Source organism: Pseudoclavibacter helvolus (assembly GCF_049707175.1).
GTDB lineage: Bacteria > Actinomycetota > Actinomycetes > Actinomycetales > Microbacteriaceae > Pseudoclavibacter > Pseudoclavibacter helvolus_A.
Genome location: NZ_JBNAFM010000009.1, coordinates 42,290 through 56,949 on the forward strand (window position 1 = coordinate 42,290; position 14,660 = coordinate 56,949).

Annotated in this window: 10 protein-coding genes; 4 read left to right on the forward strand and 6 right to left on the reverse strand. The window is 69.8% G+C overall.

The window, feature by feature from the left end:
- The first annotated feature begins 115 nt into the window (after positions 1 to 115).
- A complete protein-coding gene (locus ACPYN9_RS08895) occupies positions 116 to 5,626 on the forward strand; it encodes an SCO7613 C-terminal domain-containing membrane protein (protein ID WP_424465802.1) in 5,511 nt (1,836 codons plus the stop codon).
- A gap of 31 nt (positions 5,627 to 5,657) precedes the next feature.
- On the opposite strand, the gene ACPYN9_RS08900 is transcribed toward ACPYN9_RS08895, so the two are convergent.
- The 3 genes from ACPYN9_RS08900 to ACPYN9_RS08910 are packed head-to-tail and all read right to left on the reverse strand — an operon-like array spanning position 5,658 to position 7,766.
- Positions 5,658 to 6,620 (reverse strand): Fpg/Nei family DNA glycosylase, encoded by a 963-nt coding sequence (locus ACPYN9_RS08900; RefSeq protein WP_424465804.1) that lies wholly within the window; start codon positions 6,618 to 6,620, stop codon positions 5,658 to 5,660.
- Positions 6,613 to 7,158, reverse strand: coding sequence for a ribose-5-phosphate isomerase (locus tag ACPYN9_RS08905; protein WP_424465806.1), 546 nt, complete (start codon positions 7,156 to 7,158; stop codon positions 6,613 to 6,615). Before ACPYN9_RS08905 ends, ACPYN9_RS08900 begins: the two co-directional genes overlap by 8 nt.
- A complete protein-coding gene (locus tag ACPYN9_RS08910; RefSeq protein ID WP_424465808.1) occupies positions 7,158 to 7,766 on the reverse strand; it encodes a DsbA family protein in 609 nt (202 codons plus the stop codon). Before ACPYN9_RS08910 ends, ACPYN9_RS08905 begins: the two co-directional genes overlap by 1 nt.
- Positions 7,767 to 7,848: 82 nt before the next feature.
- Here ACPYN9_RS08910 and pepN point away from each other — a divergent pair, with 82 nt between their 5' ends.
- Positions 7,849 to 10,404 (forward strand): aminopeptidase N, encoded by a 2,556-nt coding sequence (pepN, locus tag ACPYN9_RS08915; RefSeq protein ID WP_424465810.1) that lies wholly within the window; start codon positions 7,849 to 7,851, stop codon positions 10,402 to 10,404.
- A gap of 85 nt (positions 10,405 to 10,489) precedes the next feature.
- Here pepN and ACPYN9_RS08920 read toward each other — a convergent pair whose 3' ends face one another.
- The gene (locus tag ACPYN9_RS08920) at positions 10,490 to 10,975 is read right to left on the reverse strand and encodes a glutathione peroxidase (protein ID WP_424465812.1); all 486 of its coding nucleotides are present in this window, start codon (positions 10,973 to 10,975) and stop codon (positions 10,490 to 10,492) included.
- Positions 10,976 to 11,064: 89 nt separating this feature from the next.
- On the opposite strand from ACPYN9_RS08920, the gene ACPYN9_RS08925 reads away from it, so the two are divergent.
- Together ACPYN9_RS08925 and ACPYN9_RS08930 are read left to right on the forward strand one after the other, a co-directional pair.
- Positions 11,065 to 11,991 carry a mechanosensitive ion channel family protein gene (locus ACPYN9_RS08925; protein WP_424465814.1) on the forward strand — a complete coding sequence of 309 codons (927 nt, stop codon included), beginning with the start codon at positions 11,065 to 11,067 and terminating at the stop codon, positions 11,989 to 11,991.
- Entirely contained in the window at positions 11,991 to 12,443 is a 453-nt protein-coding gene (locus tag ACPYN9_RS08930; RefSeq protein ID WP_424465816.1) for a globin, read from the forward strand. The genes ACPYN9_RS08925 and ACPYN9_RS08930 overlap by 1 nt, the downstream gene beginning before the upstream one ends.
- A 16-nt stretch (positions 12,444 to 12,459) precedes the next feature.
- Here ACPYN9_RS08930 and gdhA read toward each other — a convergent pair whose 3' ends face one another.
- A complete protein-coding gene (gene gdhA / locus ACPYN9_RS08935; protein WP_424465817.1) occupies positions 12,460 to 13,806 on the reverse strand; it encodes an NADP-specific glutamate dehydrogenase in 1,347 nt (448 codons plus the stop codon).
- A 79-nt stretch (positions 13,807 to 13,885) separates the two neighbouring features.
- Entirely contained in the window at positions 13,886 to 14,602 is a 717-nt protein-coding gene (locus ACPYN9_RS08940) for a hypothetical protein (RefSeq protein WP_424465818.1), read from the reverse strand.
- Positions 14,603 to 14,660: the final 58 nt, after the last annotated feature.

The window sequence follows — 14,660 nt, forward strand, 5'->3', positions numbered from 1 at the left end:
GGCACTCCGCACCTGCTCCGGCAGGGCACTCCTCCCCAGCTCCGGCCTGAACCTCGGCATCTCTGCGGCGCGCTCGCTAGGCTGACGGCCAGACAACCCCAGGGGGATACGCAGAGTGACTGACGCAGCAGCGGGCAGACAAGCCCAGAGGCCACGGTTCCCTAAGACGCTTGGCGACCTCACCGATCCGAGCAAGTGCCCGTCGTGCTTCGAGGCCTACGGTGCGCCGGGACCCGCCTGCGTGCACTGCGGATTCACGCGCGACCGTGCCGTCATCAGCCATCTGCTCGAGCTTGGGGCACAGGCCCGCGACCCGTTACTCGCCCGCGGTGAGTTCATTGTCGCCGCCAACGAGGAGGCGCGGTCCCGGGCCGCCGCGCAGCAGCTCGCGGCCGACCACGCCCGCCTGCTGGGCGGAGCGGTCGGCCAGCTCGGGGCAGATGCCGCACCGGCCTCCGCCGAATCATCGTCGAACCGCCCCGCGCCGCGGCCGCAGCCGCAGCCGCAGCCGCAGCCGCAAGCGCAGCCCCATGGCGGCACCCGAACGAGCATCCCCCAGCCCGCCGCGCACATTCAGGTCCCCGCGCCGACCCAAGCTCCGGCGCATCCGCAAGCCCCCGGCCACGGTCGAGCCCCCGCACCGCACCAGGCACCGCCGCAGCGCCCGCCATCCGCCGCGCTGCCCACACAGCCCTCGCAGCCGTCGCAGCCGTCGAGGCCTCGCCGGTCGAGCGTGCAGCTGTTGCTGCTCGTGCTCGGCATCGGGCTCCTCAGCATCGCCGCCATCGTCTTCCTCACGTTCGCGTGGGTGGTCTTCGGGGTCGAGGTCAAGGCGGCAATCACCGCGGGCGTCACCCTCGCGGTCATCGCGACCGCGAGCATCCTGAAGCGCCGGCGACTCTCCGCGACCGCTGAAGGCATCGCGGCGCTTGGCATCGTGCTCGTCGTCCTCGACGTGTGGGCCGTCCAAGCCACCGGTCTGCTCGGCGCCGATCGCGCCCCAGGAACGCTGTACTGGGGTCTCGGTCTGGCCGTCGCGACCGTCGCCTTCGAAGCCTGGCATCGTCTCTCGGGTCTCCGCGCTCCTGGCATCGCCGCGAGCCTCACGGCCCTTCCTGCCGTCGCCCTCACGGTGGCCGGAGCAACATCGTCGGTCCTCTCCCCCGTGCAGCGTCTCGTCCTCGCGCTCGTACTCGCCGGTGCGGCGTCGGCCTTGCACGTGCTGCTTCGGATCAGGCAACCGCAACAGCGCAGCCCGGACTCACCGAACGCCGCGGGCTCGTTCACCACCGCCTCGCCACGTTCACTCGAGCGGTGGATCCTCTCGGTCACCGGCATCGTCGCGCTCGCCGGCGGCGTCCTCGCCGGTTCCGCCGCGTCGACGGGCAACGCCCCCTGGGCGGGCTACGCGTTCCTGTTTGTCCTCGCGGCCGGCTCCTCGGCGCTCCTCGCCTGGCTCGTGAGCCGAGAGCGCGGGGCCCTCGGTAGCCGCAGCCTCCTGGTCTCCTTCGGAATCCTGACGGCCCTGGCGCTCGGCGCGGTGCCGTTGAGCTTTACCGGCCCCCTCAGGCTCGCACTCTCGCTCGCCCTCATCCCTATCTCGCTCGCCGCCGTGCAGGTGCTCATGACCCGACTCGCGGCATCAACGCAGCCGCAGGCCGCCGCGCTGCGCCTGGCGTGCACCGCCTGGACGTGGACGACGCTCACCGCCGCCACCGTGCCGATCCTCTCGCTCGCCATCTCCGCCGTGCACATCGACGCGCTCTTCGGGCTGTTCAGCGCCGACCAAGCCCGCATAGCTGCAGCCTTCGCGGGGGCGAAGCCCGGCACCTGGTGGGCCATCGCCAGCGGCGCGCTCGGCCTCGCCGGTGCAGCGGGCATCCTGCAGCTCGTGCCAGGGCGGATGCGGCAGCTGACGCCCGCGCTCGCGGCGAGCGGCTCCTTCCTCGCGCTCTGCGCAGCAGCCAGCGTCTCCGGCGCGTTCGGGGTGACGGTCACGAACCTGGTGCTCGCCTCGGCGTCGGTCACGGCGGCCGTGGTGCTCGCTCGGAACGCGGCTGCCGCCTCCGGGGAGGGAGGCAGCCCCGCCTCCGCCCTGCGGCTCGTGTCGCAGTGCGTTTCCGCACTCGCCATCCTTGCCATCGGCATCGCCGGCCTCGCCCTGCCCGGGCTGGAGATCGCCGCCCTCGTCGCTGCCGCGGCGCTCACATTCCTCCTGCGCTTCTCCGCGAAGACCGCAGCCTCGACGCTGCGGCCGGTCCTCACCGCGTTCACCGCGGCGCAGCTCCTCGCGGTTCCGCTCCTCGTCGCGTTTGTGCGCGACGCCTGGACCTCCCCGAACGCCCTCGGCACCAACCTGGCCGTCACTTGCGCCTACCTCGGCATCGTGGTGCTGCTCACAGCGCCGCTGCTGTTCCCCCGCCCGTGGCTCTCGGCTGTGGAGCGCACCCTCCTCGCCTACGCGGCGGCGGTGCCCGCCCTCGTCGCCTCATTCGCGCTCCTCACGCTCCTCGGGTCGTTCGCGCGACGAACCGACGACGGAGACCTGCTCATCGCCGCCGCCTGGCCGACCGGTGCCCTCTGGGTGGTGGCGGCCGCCTTCGGTGCCCTGCTCTGCGCCGCCATCGTCGCCGTCGCCGTGCGGCGCACGCAGGACGTCGACGCGCCCGCGGTCGCCCCGCTGCTCGCCGTCCTGGCCCCCGCGCTCTGGGCCACACTCGCGGCAGCGCTCACCGCGTTCACCGACGCCGAGCACCTTCCCGCCGTCGCGTCATCGTTCGGTGTGGTCGCCGCGGCCCTGGCGGCCGGCGGAGCCCTCACCGCGCGACTTCGGGGTGCACACCCCGCCCGCGTGCTGCCAGCGGAGCTCGCCGCCGCCGCCGTGGCCGCCGTCTCGCTCGCGAGCACCTCGGTCTTCTCCGGCGACTTCGGCCAGCCGGGCGGCGCGCAGTACGTCGCCCTGACCGTCGCCGTCGCAGCCGTGGTCCCGGTGTTACTTGCGCTCTCGCCCGCCGGCCTGTTCCAGGCCCGCGGCCGAGCCTTCCTGGCCTGGGTTGGCGTCGCCCTTCTCACCATCGCCTGGTACGTGTTCGCCATCGGGACGCCCAGCATCACCACTGCGGAAGCATTCCATCTCCCGGCGGGCGTACCGCTCGTGGTAGCCGCCCTGCTGCTTTGGTGGTTCGGGCGGTCACGTCGAAGCGATGTGCCCGCGCGCGCATCCGCCTGCGTCCTCGCGGCCGGGCTCGCGCTCTCCTTCGTAGCGCCCGCACTCGCATCGTCACAGGCCCCCGAGCGCACGCTGCTGTACTTCTTCGTCGGCGCCGGGCTCGCCCTGGGCGTCGCGCTCACGGCCAGCCTGCTGCGCGTTCCCGAGCACGCGCGCCCGTTGCTCGTCTCGGTGAGCGCGTCCGCGGGCGGCGTCGCCGTGCTCGCTGCGCTCGCGCACCTCGCCGTGAACCTCACCGGTGACCCGAACCGCGGCGGCTTCTTCGTCGCGCTGCTCGCGAGTGCCGAAGCCTTGATCTGGCTCACCGCCTGCGTGCTGCTCGTCGGCTTGGTCGCCTGGCTCCTGCTCCGCCCCGTGTGGTCCTCCACCGAGGCCAGAGCGCGCCGTGTGCTGCTCATCACCCTGCTCGCCGCACTCGCGGTGGCCGTCTGCGTCGGCCTGCTGCTCAGCACCAGATTCGAGGCAGCGCTCCTGCTCCTCGGGCTGGCGTTCCTCGCCGCGCTCCCCGCCGCGGCCCTCCCCGGCAGGCTCGTGAGCCCCGGTGGCCGCGCGGCCCTGGCGCTCGTGGGCCTCGTCGCACTCGCGTCGCAGAGCAGCTCGATCGCGCTTTGGAGCCCGGCCGCACCGGCCTTCATCTGGGTCCAACAGCAGGCGAGCATCACGGCGCTGCTCCTCGGCACCATCGCGGCGGCGGCAGCCCTCGTTGCGCGGCAGCTGCCTCAGCCCAGCGTGCTCACCAGACTCGTGAGCTACACCACGGGCGCGCTCGCCACCTGGATGCTCGTGCACCACATCCAGCTCATCGACCTCCGGCACACGAGCCCCGTACAGCTCGTCGCCACTGCCGGAGTCATCGGCACGCTGGTCGCCCTCCTCGGCGTCCTCCTGGCCCCCCACGGAACTCGGCGAGCCGATGGGATCGCGCTCCGCACCCTCGGCCTCGGCGTGGCACTGATCGGAGTCGTGCTCGCCCCCTCAGCCGCATCCGCCGCCCCACTCCACGGCTTCGGCACCTGGACGCCGCTCCCGCTCGCCATCGCCCTCCTCGCCGCAACCGCCGTCGTCTCGAGCGCCCACCTCGGCGCGCGGTCGCCCTTCGCCTGGCTCCGATACGGCGGCGTCCCTGCCCTCGCCCTGGCCTGGGTTTGGGAGGTGCTCGCGAACTGGGATGGTGCATCGATCTTCGTCGCCTTCGGCGGCGCGTTCCTCGTATTCTTCGCCGCTGGCGTCGCGACCTCGGGGCGCACGCGAGCCAGCGATGGAGCACAGGCACCTGGCGTAGAGAGCCTGCTGTGGCTCGCGGCTGCCCCTGGCGTCTGGCTCACCGCCGGAGCGCTCGCGGCCGTCGCGCAGCCGGTCGACGCCGCAGGGTCGCGCATCCTGTCCCTCTCGCTTGCCGAGCTCGCGCTCGCCATGCTGACGCTGGCTCTCGTCGTCGCCTGCGCCAGCGTTCCCGTGCCTGCCAGGCTCCGCGCCTCGGCGAACGCGCTCGGCGTCGGCGCCTCGATCTCCGCCGTCGTGCTTGGACCCGCCCTCGTGCTCGCCGCGCAAGGGCCGCTCACGGCGCTCGCGCTGCCGCTCTGCGGCGTCGTCCCTGCCTGCCTCGTCCTGCTGTTCGCCAGCGCGCTCTGGCGCCAGCAACGCCAGCTCGAGAACCCCCGCCTCGCCGCGCTCTCCTCGACCGTGCTCGTGCCGGCCGCCATCGCCGCGCTGGTGTGCTCCGCCTTCCCGAGCATCCTGCGCGGCATCGTCGAGCACACCCAGCAGATCGCACTGCCCTGGGTCGCCGTGCTCTGCGCCCTCGCCCTGGCCACGCTCCTCCGACCCGAGCTGCTGCCGACGCTCGCGCCAGCGACGTCCACACCAGGAGCCCGCCCGCCGCTGCGGCTCCCCGTCCTCGCCTTCTCGGCGGCGTCGCTCGTCGCCGTCGTCGGTGTACTCGGCGCACGACAAGCGACGCCCTGGCTTGAGCTCGCGACCGCACCGCTCGGAGCAACGCTCCTGGCCGGCGGCCTCTATTTCCTCGCACAACGGCCGATGTTGCGCAGCTGGACCGCCCTCACCCCCGGACTCCTGCTCCTGCTCGTACCGAGCTACCTCGCCCAGTTCGCCGACCCCGCACCGTGGCGCCTCATCTCGCTCGGCCTGCTCGCGGTCGGGATCACGGTGTGGGGTGCCACGCGCCGACTGCAAGCGCCGCTGGTCCTCGGCGCCATCATCACGGTGCTGCACGCCGTCACCGCGTTCCGCCAGCAGCTCGCGGTCGTCGCCGGCGTCGTGCCTTGGTGGGTGTGGCTCGCCCTCGCCGGCACAGTGCTCGTCATCATCGCCACCACCTACGAGGCGCGGCTGCGCGACGCGAAGCGCGCAGCAGCATCCATCCGCTCACTGCGGTGAGGCCGCCTGCTGGCAGCTGCTCGACCTCAGGTCAGAGCTGGCAGCCGGGGCACCAGTAGAGCTTGCGCGCCTGCATCTCCTCCAGCGCGATCGGCGTACCGCAGACCCGGCACGGCTCGCCCGCGCGGCCATACACCCAGTGGCGGTCCTCGCGGTTCTCGAGGGCGGCGGCCTTCGCCTTGCCGCGGAGCCCGTCGATGGTCATCATCTGGCCGACCTCGACACCGATCTTGAGCAGCTTCGTCCAGTCGCGCCAGAGCTCGCCGAGCTGCTCGTCGGTCAGTTGCGCGGTCGGCGTGTGCGGGTTGATGCCAGCGCGGTAGAGCATCTCCGCACGGTAGACGTTGCCGATGCCGCTCACGATCTGCTGGTCCATGAGGACGATCCCGATCGGCGTGCGCTTGCCGCGTGCGCGCGAGACGAAGCGAACCTCGGCCTTAGCACCCCGGTCGACGAGCGGGTCGGGACCGAGCTTCTCGATGCGGGCCGCAACTTCATCGCCCGTCATGAGCTCGCAGGCCGTCGGGCCGCGCAGGTCGGCGCAGGTCGCCGCCGTGAGCAGGCGGAGCCGCACGGCGCCAACCGGCTCAGGTGGCCACTGGGACAGCTCCTGCTCGCGCTCGGCCTCCGCCATCTTGAGCCGAGTGCGCCTCGAGGCGCCGATGCTCGAAAGCGAGGTCTCACCGCGCGAATCCTCGATGGTCAGGCCAGGCCGCTTCCGGGAGTACTCCCCCGTCTGGCCGAGCGTCGTTGACACCTCGCCGGAGAAGTCCCAGGCACCGTAGATACCCAGGTGCACGCGCAACCAGAGGCCACCTTCGAAGCGCGAGAACATGTGCTTGCCGACCGCGAAGGTCTCGAGCATCTCGCGGCCGTCGAGCTCAGCAGCGCCCTCGACGAATCGTCCCTGCGGCGACGAAGCCGAGACCGATCGCCCGACGAAGTTCGCGGTGAACTGCCGGGCGATCCGGTGAACGGAATGCCCCTCAGGCATTCCCCGCCGGCGTCTCCGACTCCACCATCGGCGGCACGACGGTGCCGACCGCCCCGAGCATCGACTTGCCCGCGATCTTGCCGGTCTGCTCGTACTCGGCGAGCTGCGAGATGCGACGCAGGTGGCGTTCCTCGCCGGGGAACGGCTCGGCGATAAAGATGTCGATGAACCGCAGCACATCGACGATTTCGTGCTGTCGCGCGCCGATCGAGATGACGTTCGCGTTGTTGTGCTCCCGGGCGAGCTGCGCCGTGGCATCGCTCCAGGCGAGCGCGGCGCGCACGCCCGTGACCTTGTTGGCCGCGATCTGTTCGCCGTTGCCTGAGCCTCCGAACACCACGCCGAGCGACTTGGAGCCGTTCGCCCAGTCGTTCGCGACAGCCTGAGCCGCGTTGATGCAGAACGACGGGTAGTCGTCGAGGGCGTCGTACTCGGTCGGGCCGTGATCGACGACCTCGTGGCCCTGCGCACGCAGGTGCTCCTGCAACTGCTGAGAGAACTCGAGCCCGGCGTGGTCCGTGGCGACGTGGATGCGCATCAGTCGAACACCGGCCCGCGCGTCCGGCTGCGCTTGAGCTCGAAGAACCCGTCGACCGAAGCAGCCATGACCACGCCGTCGAACAGGCGAAGCGCCTCCTCGCCCTTGGGCGCCGGCGAGATGACTGGGCCAAAGAACGCCACACCGTCGATCGCGATGATCGGCGTGCCGACCTCGTCGCCCACCCGCTCCATGCCGGAGAGGTGGCTCGCCCGGTAGCGCTCGTCGAACTCGCCGGCGTCTGCGCGCTCGACGATCGAAGCGGGGATGTCGAGCTCGGCGATCGCCTCTTGCAGGACCGCGTCGCGGTCTTTGCGCCCACCTGGGTGGATGCGCGTGCCAAGGGCGTCGTACAGCGCCTTGACCTTCTCGTTGCCGAGGTCCTGCTCCACGCCCGCCACGACACGGCCGAGGCGGGAGGTTCCCTGCAGCATGTCCCGATAGGACTGGGGGATGTCCTTCTCCTCGTTGAGGAGCTCCAGGCTCATGATGTGCCAGGTGACATCAAGGTCACGCTGGCGTGCGACCTCGTCGATCCACCGCGAGGTCATCCAGGCGAATGGGCAGATCGGGTCGAACCAGAAATCTACTTTGATCGGTGCGGGCATACGCATAAGCCTACTCGTCAGGACTAGGCTGGCCGCGCCGCAAGCCCGGATCACCCGGGCCCCTGACACCGAAGGAGCTGGAATGCCCGGAGAGAACCTGACTCGCGCTGAGTCGGTCGAGCGACGAGCAGTGGTGCTCGGGGTCGAGCACTACGACGTCGCCCTCGACCTCACGACGGGTCCCGAGACATTCCGTTCGATCACGACGGTGACGTTCTCGGCTGTTCCCGGCACCTCGACCTTCATCGACGCCATCACCCGCCAGGTGCACAGCATCGTGCTCAACGGCGAGGCGCTCGACGTGACCGCCGTGAACGACGGGGTGCGCATCCAGCTCCCGAACCTCGCCGAGCAGAACACCCTGACGGTCGACGCCGACGCGATCTACATGCACACCGGCGAGGGCCTGCACCGCTTCGTCGATCCGGCCGACGGCGAGGTGTACCTCTACTCGCAGTTCGAGGTGCCCGACTCGCGCCGCATGTTCGCCGTCTTCGAGCAGCCCGACCTGAAGGCGAACTTCACCTTCCACGTCACGGCTCCCGCATCCTGGCAGGTTGTCTCCAACGAGCCGTCACCGCCACCGCAGCAGCTCGACGACGACCGCGCCGTCTGGCACTTCGCGACGACGCCCCGCATCTCCAGCTACATCACGGCACTCGTCGCCGGCCCCTACACGGTCGTCCGCGACGAGCTCACCTCCATCGACGGCCGCACCATCCCCCTCGCCGTCTACTGCCGCGCCTCGCTCGCGCCGAACCTCGACGCCGACAACATCTTCCGCACCACCAAGCAGGGCTTCGAGTACTACGAGAAGGCGTTCGGCGTTCCGTACCCCTTCACGAAGTACGACCAGCTCTTCGTGCCCGAGTTCAACGCCGGGGCCATGGAGAACGCGGGCTGCGTGACGTTCACCGAGACCTACGTGTTCCGCTCCAAGGTCGCGGATGCGGTGCGCGAGCGCCGAGTCGTCACGATCCTCCACGAGCTCGCGCACATGTGGTTCGGCGACCTCGTCACCATGAAGTGGTGGAACGACCTGTGGCTGAACGAATCGTTCGCGGAGTTCATCTCGACCCTCGCGACCGCCGAGGCGACCGAGTGGACCGAGAACTGGGTCACGTTCAACGCCAGCGAGAAGTCGTGGGCCTACCGCCAGGACCAGCTGCCCTCCACGCACCCGATCGTCGCCGAGATCCGCGACCTCGACGACGTGCAGGTCAACTTCGACGGCATCACGTACGCCAAGGGCGGCTCGGTGCTCAAGCAGCTCTTCGCCTGGGTCGGCCGCGACGCGTTCTTCGCTGGCATCAACGCCTACTTCTCGAAGCACGCCTGGGGCAACACCGAGCTGCGCGACCTGCTCGCCGAGCTTGAGGTCACCAGCGGCCGCGACCTCACCGAGTGGAGCTCGAAGTGGCTCGAGACCGCCGGCGTCAACACGCTGCGCCCGGTCTACGAGCTCGACGAGCAGGGCAACTTCACCTCGTTCGCGATCGAGCAGACCGCGACGGCCGAGCATCCCACGATCCGCCCGCACCGCCTCGCCATCGGCCTCTACAACGTGCAGGGCGACGAGCTGGTCCGCATCCACCGCTTCGAGCTCGACGTCGACGGCGAACGCACCGAGGTGCCGAGCTTCGTTGGCGGCCCGCTCCCCGACCTCATCATCGTGAACGACGACGACCTGGCGTACGCGAAGATCCGCCTCGACGCCCACTCCGTCGCGACCGTGCAGCAGCACCTCCCGAAGCTTCGGGCGCCGCTCTCCCGTTCGCTGGTCATCAGCTCGCTCTGGGACGCGACTCGGGATGCGGAGCTGCGGGCGCGCGACTTCATCCGTGCGGTCCTCGGCGTCATCGGCACCGAGACCGAGTCGACCACGCGCCGCACGGTGCTCGGGCAGCTCACCTCGGCGGCGAAGTTCTACACCGCCCCCGAGGACCGCGCCGAGATCGTTGAGGTCGTCGTGGACGAGCTGTTCGAGCTCGCAAAGCGCGCGGAGGCCGGCTCTGACGCCCAGTTCAGCTTCGTGAAGGCGTTCGCGTCGCTCGCCGCGACCGAACCCCAGCTCGACGCGGTCGCCGCGCTCTTCGACGGCTCCTTCACGCTTGAGGGACTCGAGATCGACACCGACCTCGGCTGGGAGCTGCTGTACGCGCTGGTCGCAGGCGGTCGCGCCGGCGAGGCCGAGATCGCCGCGAGGTTGGAAAGCGACCGGACCGCCGACGGCGAACGCAGCGCCGCGCACGCGCGCGCCGCGATCCCAACGGCCGAAGGCAAGGAGGCCGCCTGGGCATCGGTCATGGATCGCTCAGACGCAACGAACGCCATCGTCCGCGCGACCGTTGCTGGCTTCGACCGCGCGAACGACGACGCGCTCCTCGAGCCGTTCGTCGACCGCTACTTCGGCCACATCTCGACGATCTGGGCCGACCGCAGCTTCCAGATCGCGGAAACCCTCATCGAGGGCTTCTTCCCCGCAGGCCTCGCCACGGAGCGTGTCCGCGACGCCGCTGACGAGTGGCTCGCGAACAACGAGGGCGCAGCGCCCGCCTTCCGCCGCATGATCATCGAGGGACGCGCCGGGGTGGTGCGCGCACTGGCCGCACAGCAGCGCGACGCGCAGCCCGAGTAACACAGCGCCAGACACGAGGGCCGCACACCCAACGGGTGTGCGGCCCTCGCTGGTCTCCGCGCTCAGACGCGTGCGATCGTGCGGCCTAGTGGGACAGCGCCGCCTCGATGGCCGCGACGACCTCCGGCGCGTCAGGCTCGGTCGTCGGTCGGAAGCGCGTGACCGTGCCGTCACGACCGATCAGGAACTTCTCGAAGTTCCAGCTCACCCGCCCTGCCTTGCCGGACGCATCCGGAGTCTTCGTCAGCTCAGCGTAAAGCGGGTGCTGCGATCGTCCGTTGACCTTGACCTTCTCGAACATCGGAAAGCTGACGCCCCAGGTCAGCGAGCAGTACTGCTTGATCTTCTCGGTGTCGGAGTACTCCTGCAGGAACTGATTACTCGGGAACCCCAGAACGGTGAAGCCACGCGGCCCGTACTGCCGCTGCAGCTCCTCGAGCTTCTCGTACTGGCCGGACAGGCCGCACTTCGAGGCGACATTGACGACGAGCTTCACGGGCTCGTACTCGGCCAACTTCGTGGCTTCGCCGTCGATGGTGGTGACTTCGATGTCGTTCACATTCAGGCTCATACGGGAGGCAACCGGATGCGCGGCTCGGCTATTCCTCGTACGTCGCTCACACGTGACGGGGAGGAGCATCCGCCTACACTCGTTGCGCTATGGCAGAATTCTGGACTTCGCTCACGACCGCGCTCACCCCCTTCGACATCCCCATCACGATTGTCTTCTATCTGCTCGGGGCCTTCGTCTTCCGCTGGATCCTGCTGAAGCTCATCGACCGATCCGTGAAGCAGATCGTCAGCGGGGTCAAGAAGAAGCGGGGCGTGACCGACACGCAAGCGCTGTCGGTGCGGTCGCCGCTCGCCGCGGTGAGGACCGTGCAACGCACCCGCACCATCGGCTCGGTGCTGACGAACATCGTGAACGTCGTCGTGGTCGTGATCCTCGTCGTCATGATCATCGCCAAGATCGATCCGGGTATCCTCGCGTCGCTGTCGATCCTCAGCGCCGCGGTCGGCGCCGGCCTCGGTTTCGGCGCCCAGCGCATCGTCGGCGACGTGCTCAACGGGCTCTTCATGGTCATGGAGGACCAGCTCGGCGTCGGCGACGTCATCGATATGGGCGAGGCCACAGGCGTCGTCGAGAAGGTCGGTGTGCGCATCACGCAGATCCGCGACGTCGAGGGAACCCTTTGGTTCGTGCGCAACGGCGAGATCCAGCGCGTCGGCAGCTACTCACAGGGGTGGAACCGAGTCGTCTTCGACCTCGCGGTGCCGTACGAGACCTCGCGCGCACACGTTGAGCGCGTCATGCTGCAGGCCGCGAAGGACCTGACCGAGGACCCGGAATGGCTCGACTACTTCATCGACACCCCCGAGATGTGGGGCATGGAGTCAATCTCGTCTGACGCCATCGTGCTGCGACTCACCATCCGCGTCCGCCCCGGAACGCGCTGGGAAGTCGAGCGGGAGCTGCGGGCGCGCACCCAGGACGCGCTAAAGTCGGCCGACATCAACCTGCCGTCGCTCAAGGCGATCGTGCTCGACGGTGCAGACGGCCAGCCGACCCCTGGAGGAAACGCGTGATGAGCGGAAACCCCATCCACCTCCGCGCCAACGACGGCGGCGGGTCAGCTCTGCCGACGCTCTACGACGAGATCGGCGGCATGCCCGCGTTCGAGAAGCTCGCGAGCGCGTTCTACGAGGGCGTGCGCGAAGACGAACTCATGTGGCGCATGTACCCGCAGGACGACCTCGAGGGCGCCACGTGGCGCCTCGGGCACTTCCTCGCCCAGTACTTCGGCGGGCCGAGCGACTACAGCGCGGAGCGCGGTCACCCACGCTTGCGGATGCGCCACAACGCGTTCCACATCAACCCTGAGGCGCGGGAGCACTGGCTGCGGCACATGCACGCCGCCATGGACCAGCTCGAGCTCTCCCCCATCCACAGGCAGCAGATGGCCGACTACTTCGATCGGGCGGCGACGGCCATGGTCAACACCTTCGAGCCGACCCCGGAAGCGGACGCCACCGCCTGAGCACCGGGCGATCTGGCTACACGACGCCCTGGGCGAGCATGGCGTCGACGACCCGCGAGAACCCGGCGATGTTGGCGCCGAGCACGTAGTCCCCGGGCTTGCCGTACTCCTCCGCCGTCTCGCTGCAGCGCGCATGAATGTCGGCCATGATCTCCGCGAGTCTGGCCTCGGTGTGCTCGAACGACCACGAGTCGCGCTGCGCGTTCTGCTGCATCTCGAGCGCACTCGTCGCCACCCCACCCGCGTTGGCCGCCTTACCCGGCCCGAAGAGCACGCCGTCCGCGGCTCGGAAGCGGTCAGCCGCATCCTTCGTGCACGGCATGTTGGCGCCCTCGGCCACAACCCGCACCCCGTTGTCGATCAGCGCCGCTGCGGCGTCGCCGTCGAGCTCGTTCTGGGTCGCGCACGGCAGCGCGATGTCGACGGGCACGTGCCACATCGCCTCAGGACCAGCCAGCGCCGAGGCACCCCCGCTCACCCGGTCGAGGTATTCGCCGATGCGCTTCCGGTCGACGAGCTTCAGCCGCTTCAGCGCCTCCACGTCAAGACCGTCCTCATCGAAGATGGCACCCGACGAGTCGCTGGCAGCGACGACCTTCGCCCCGAGCTGCACGGCCTTCTCCATCGCATAGATGGCCACGTTGCCTGAACCGGAGACCGCGACGCGCCGCCCCTCGAGAGCCTCCCCATGGGCCTTGAGCATCTCCTGCGCGAACAAGACCGTGCCGTAGCCGGTGGCCTCCGGCCGCCCGAGCGAACCACCCCACGTCATGCCCTTGCCCGTGAGCACGCCCGCCTCGAAACGGTTCGTCAGGCGCTTGTACTGGCCGAACATGAAGCCGATCTCGCGCCCGCCGACGCCGATATCACCGGCCGGCACGTCGGTGTGCTCGCCGATGTGGCGAAAGAGCTCCGACATGAACGACTGGCAGAACGCCATGATCTCGCGGTCGCTGCGCCCTCGCGGATCGAAGTCGGCGCCGCCTTTGCCACCGCCGATGGGCATGCCCGTGAGCGCGTTCTTGAAGACCTGCTCGAAGCCGAGGAACTTCACGATGCCCAGGTTCAGCGATGGGTGGAAGCGGAGTCCGCCCTTGTACGGGCCGAGCGCCGAGCTGAACTCCACCCGGTAGCCGCGGTTGACCTGCACCTGCCCGCTGTCGTCGATCCACGGCACCCGGAAGATGATCTGTCGTTCGGGCTCGCTCAGCCGCCGGATAACAGCAAGGTCGAAGTACTCAGGATGGCGCTCGAGGACTGGGCCGAGCGAGTCGAGCACCTCGGTGACGGCCTGGTGGAACTCCGGTTCGCCCGCGTTCCGCGCGAAGATGTCCTTCTTGAGGCTGTCGATGCTGCGTTCCAAGTGGTCCTCCTGGGGTGGGTGAGGCGCACGGCTGTGCGCAGGTGCTGAGCGATGAGCTCGGTCTGGACTGCGGCCGCGTTCAGCCCGACGGTTGCGAGCGCAGGAGCACATTGCCCTGCGAGGTCTCAAGCCGGAGCCAAGGGCCGGCCGAGAGGATGCGGGTGTCCTCGCCGGAGCGCAGGAAGCCGAGACTCAAAGCCGCGAAGGCCGCGCCGCTCGTCAGCCCGCTCTGCTCATCGACCACGCGAGTCCACACCTCGGTGCGCACTCGCTCGACGAGGGCCGTGCCCAGGTTCCCGGGGACGATCTCGGCGACCTCCGCGATGCCCTGGTCCGCCGCCGCGATCAGCCGCGCCGCCGGCAGCGTCCCCTGCGGACTCCATCCCCCGTTCGGTGCGGCGATGCCGGCCCAGGACTCTCGGAGCCGCTCCGGCGGCACGGCGAGGTCGAACCCGACCGCTGCTGCGCCCGTCGAGACTCCAGCGGCGACCTCGACGTTACGGAGCCGGGCGAGCCGGTCGAGCAGCGCGCGCAGCGTCACGGTCACGTCGAAGGCACCGGCGTGCAGGTCCTCAGCAGGCGCCCCGACGAGCTCGGCCCGGAGTGCGCGCACGCCGAGAACCAGCGGCGACGCGTCCAGGAGCCCCTGCGGTCGCAGCACCGGCACCCAGAAGGCCGCCACACCCCCGCTCGCCACAATACGCACGGCCCCGTCTTCGATGCGGCCCGCCCGTCCGAGGAACGAGTCGAGGTCGCGGGCTGCGCGGAGGTCGGCGATACGGAGGAGAGGAGACATCGCCCCCTAACCTATCGAGTCCCGCTCTGCGCTCCTGGGCCGATGGGTCTCTAGACTG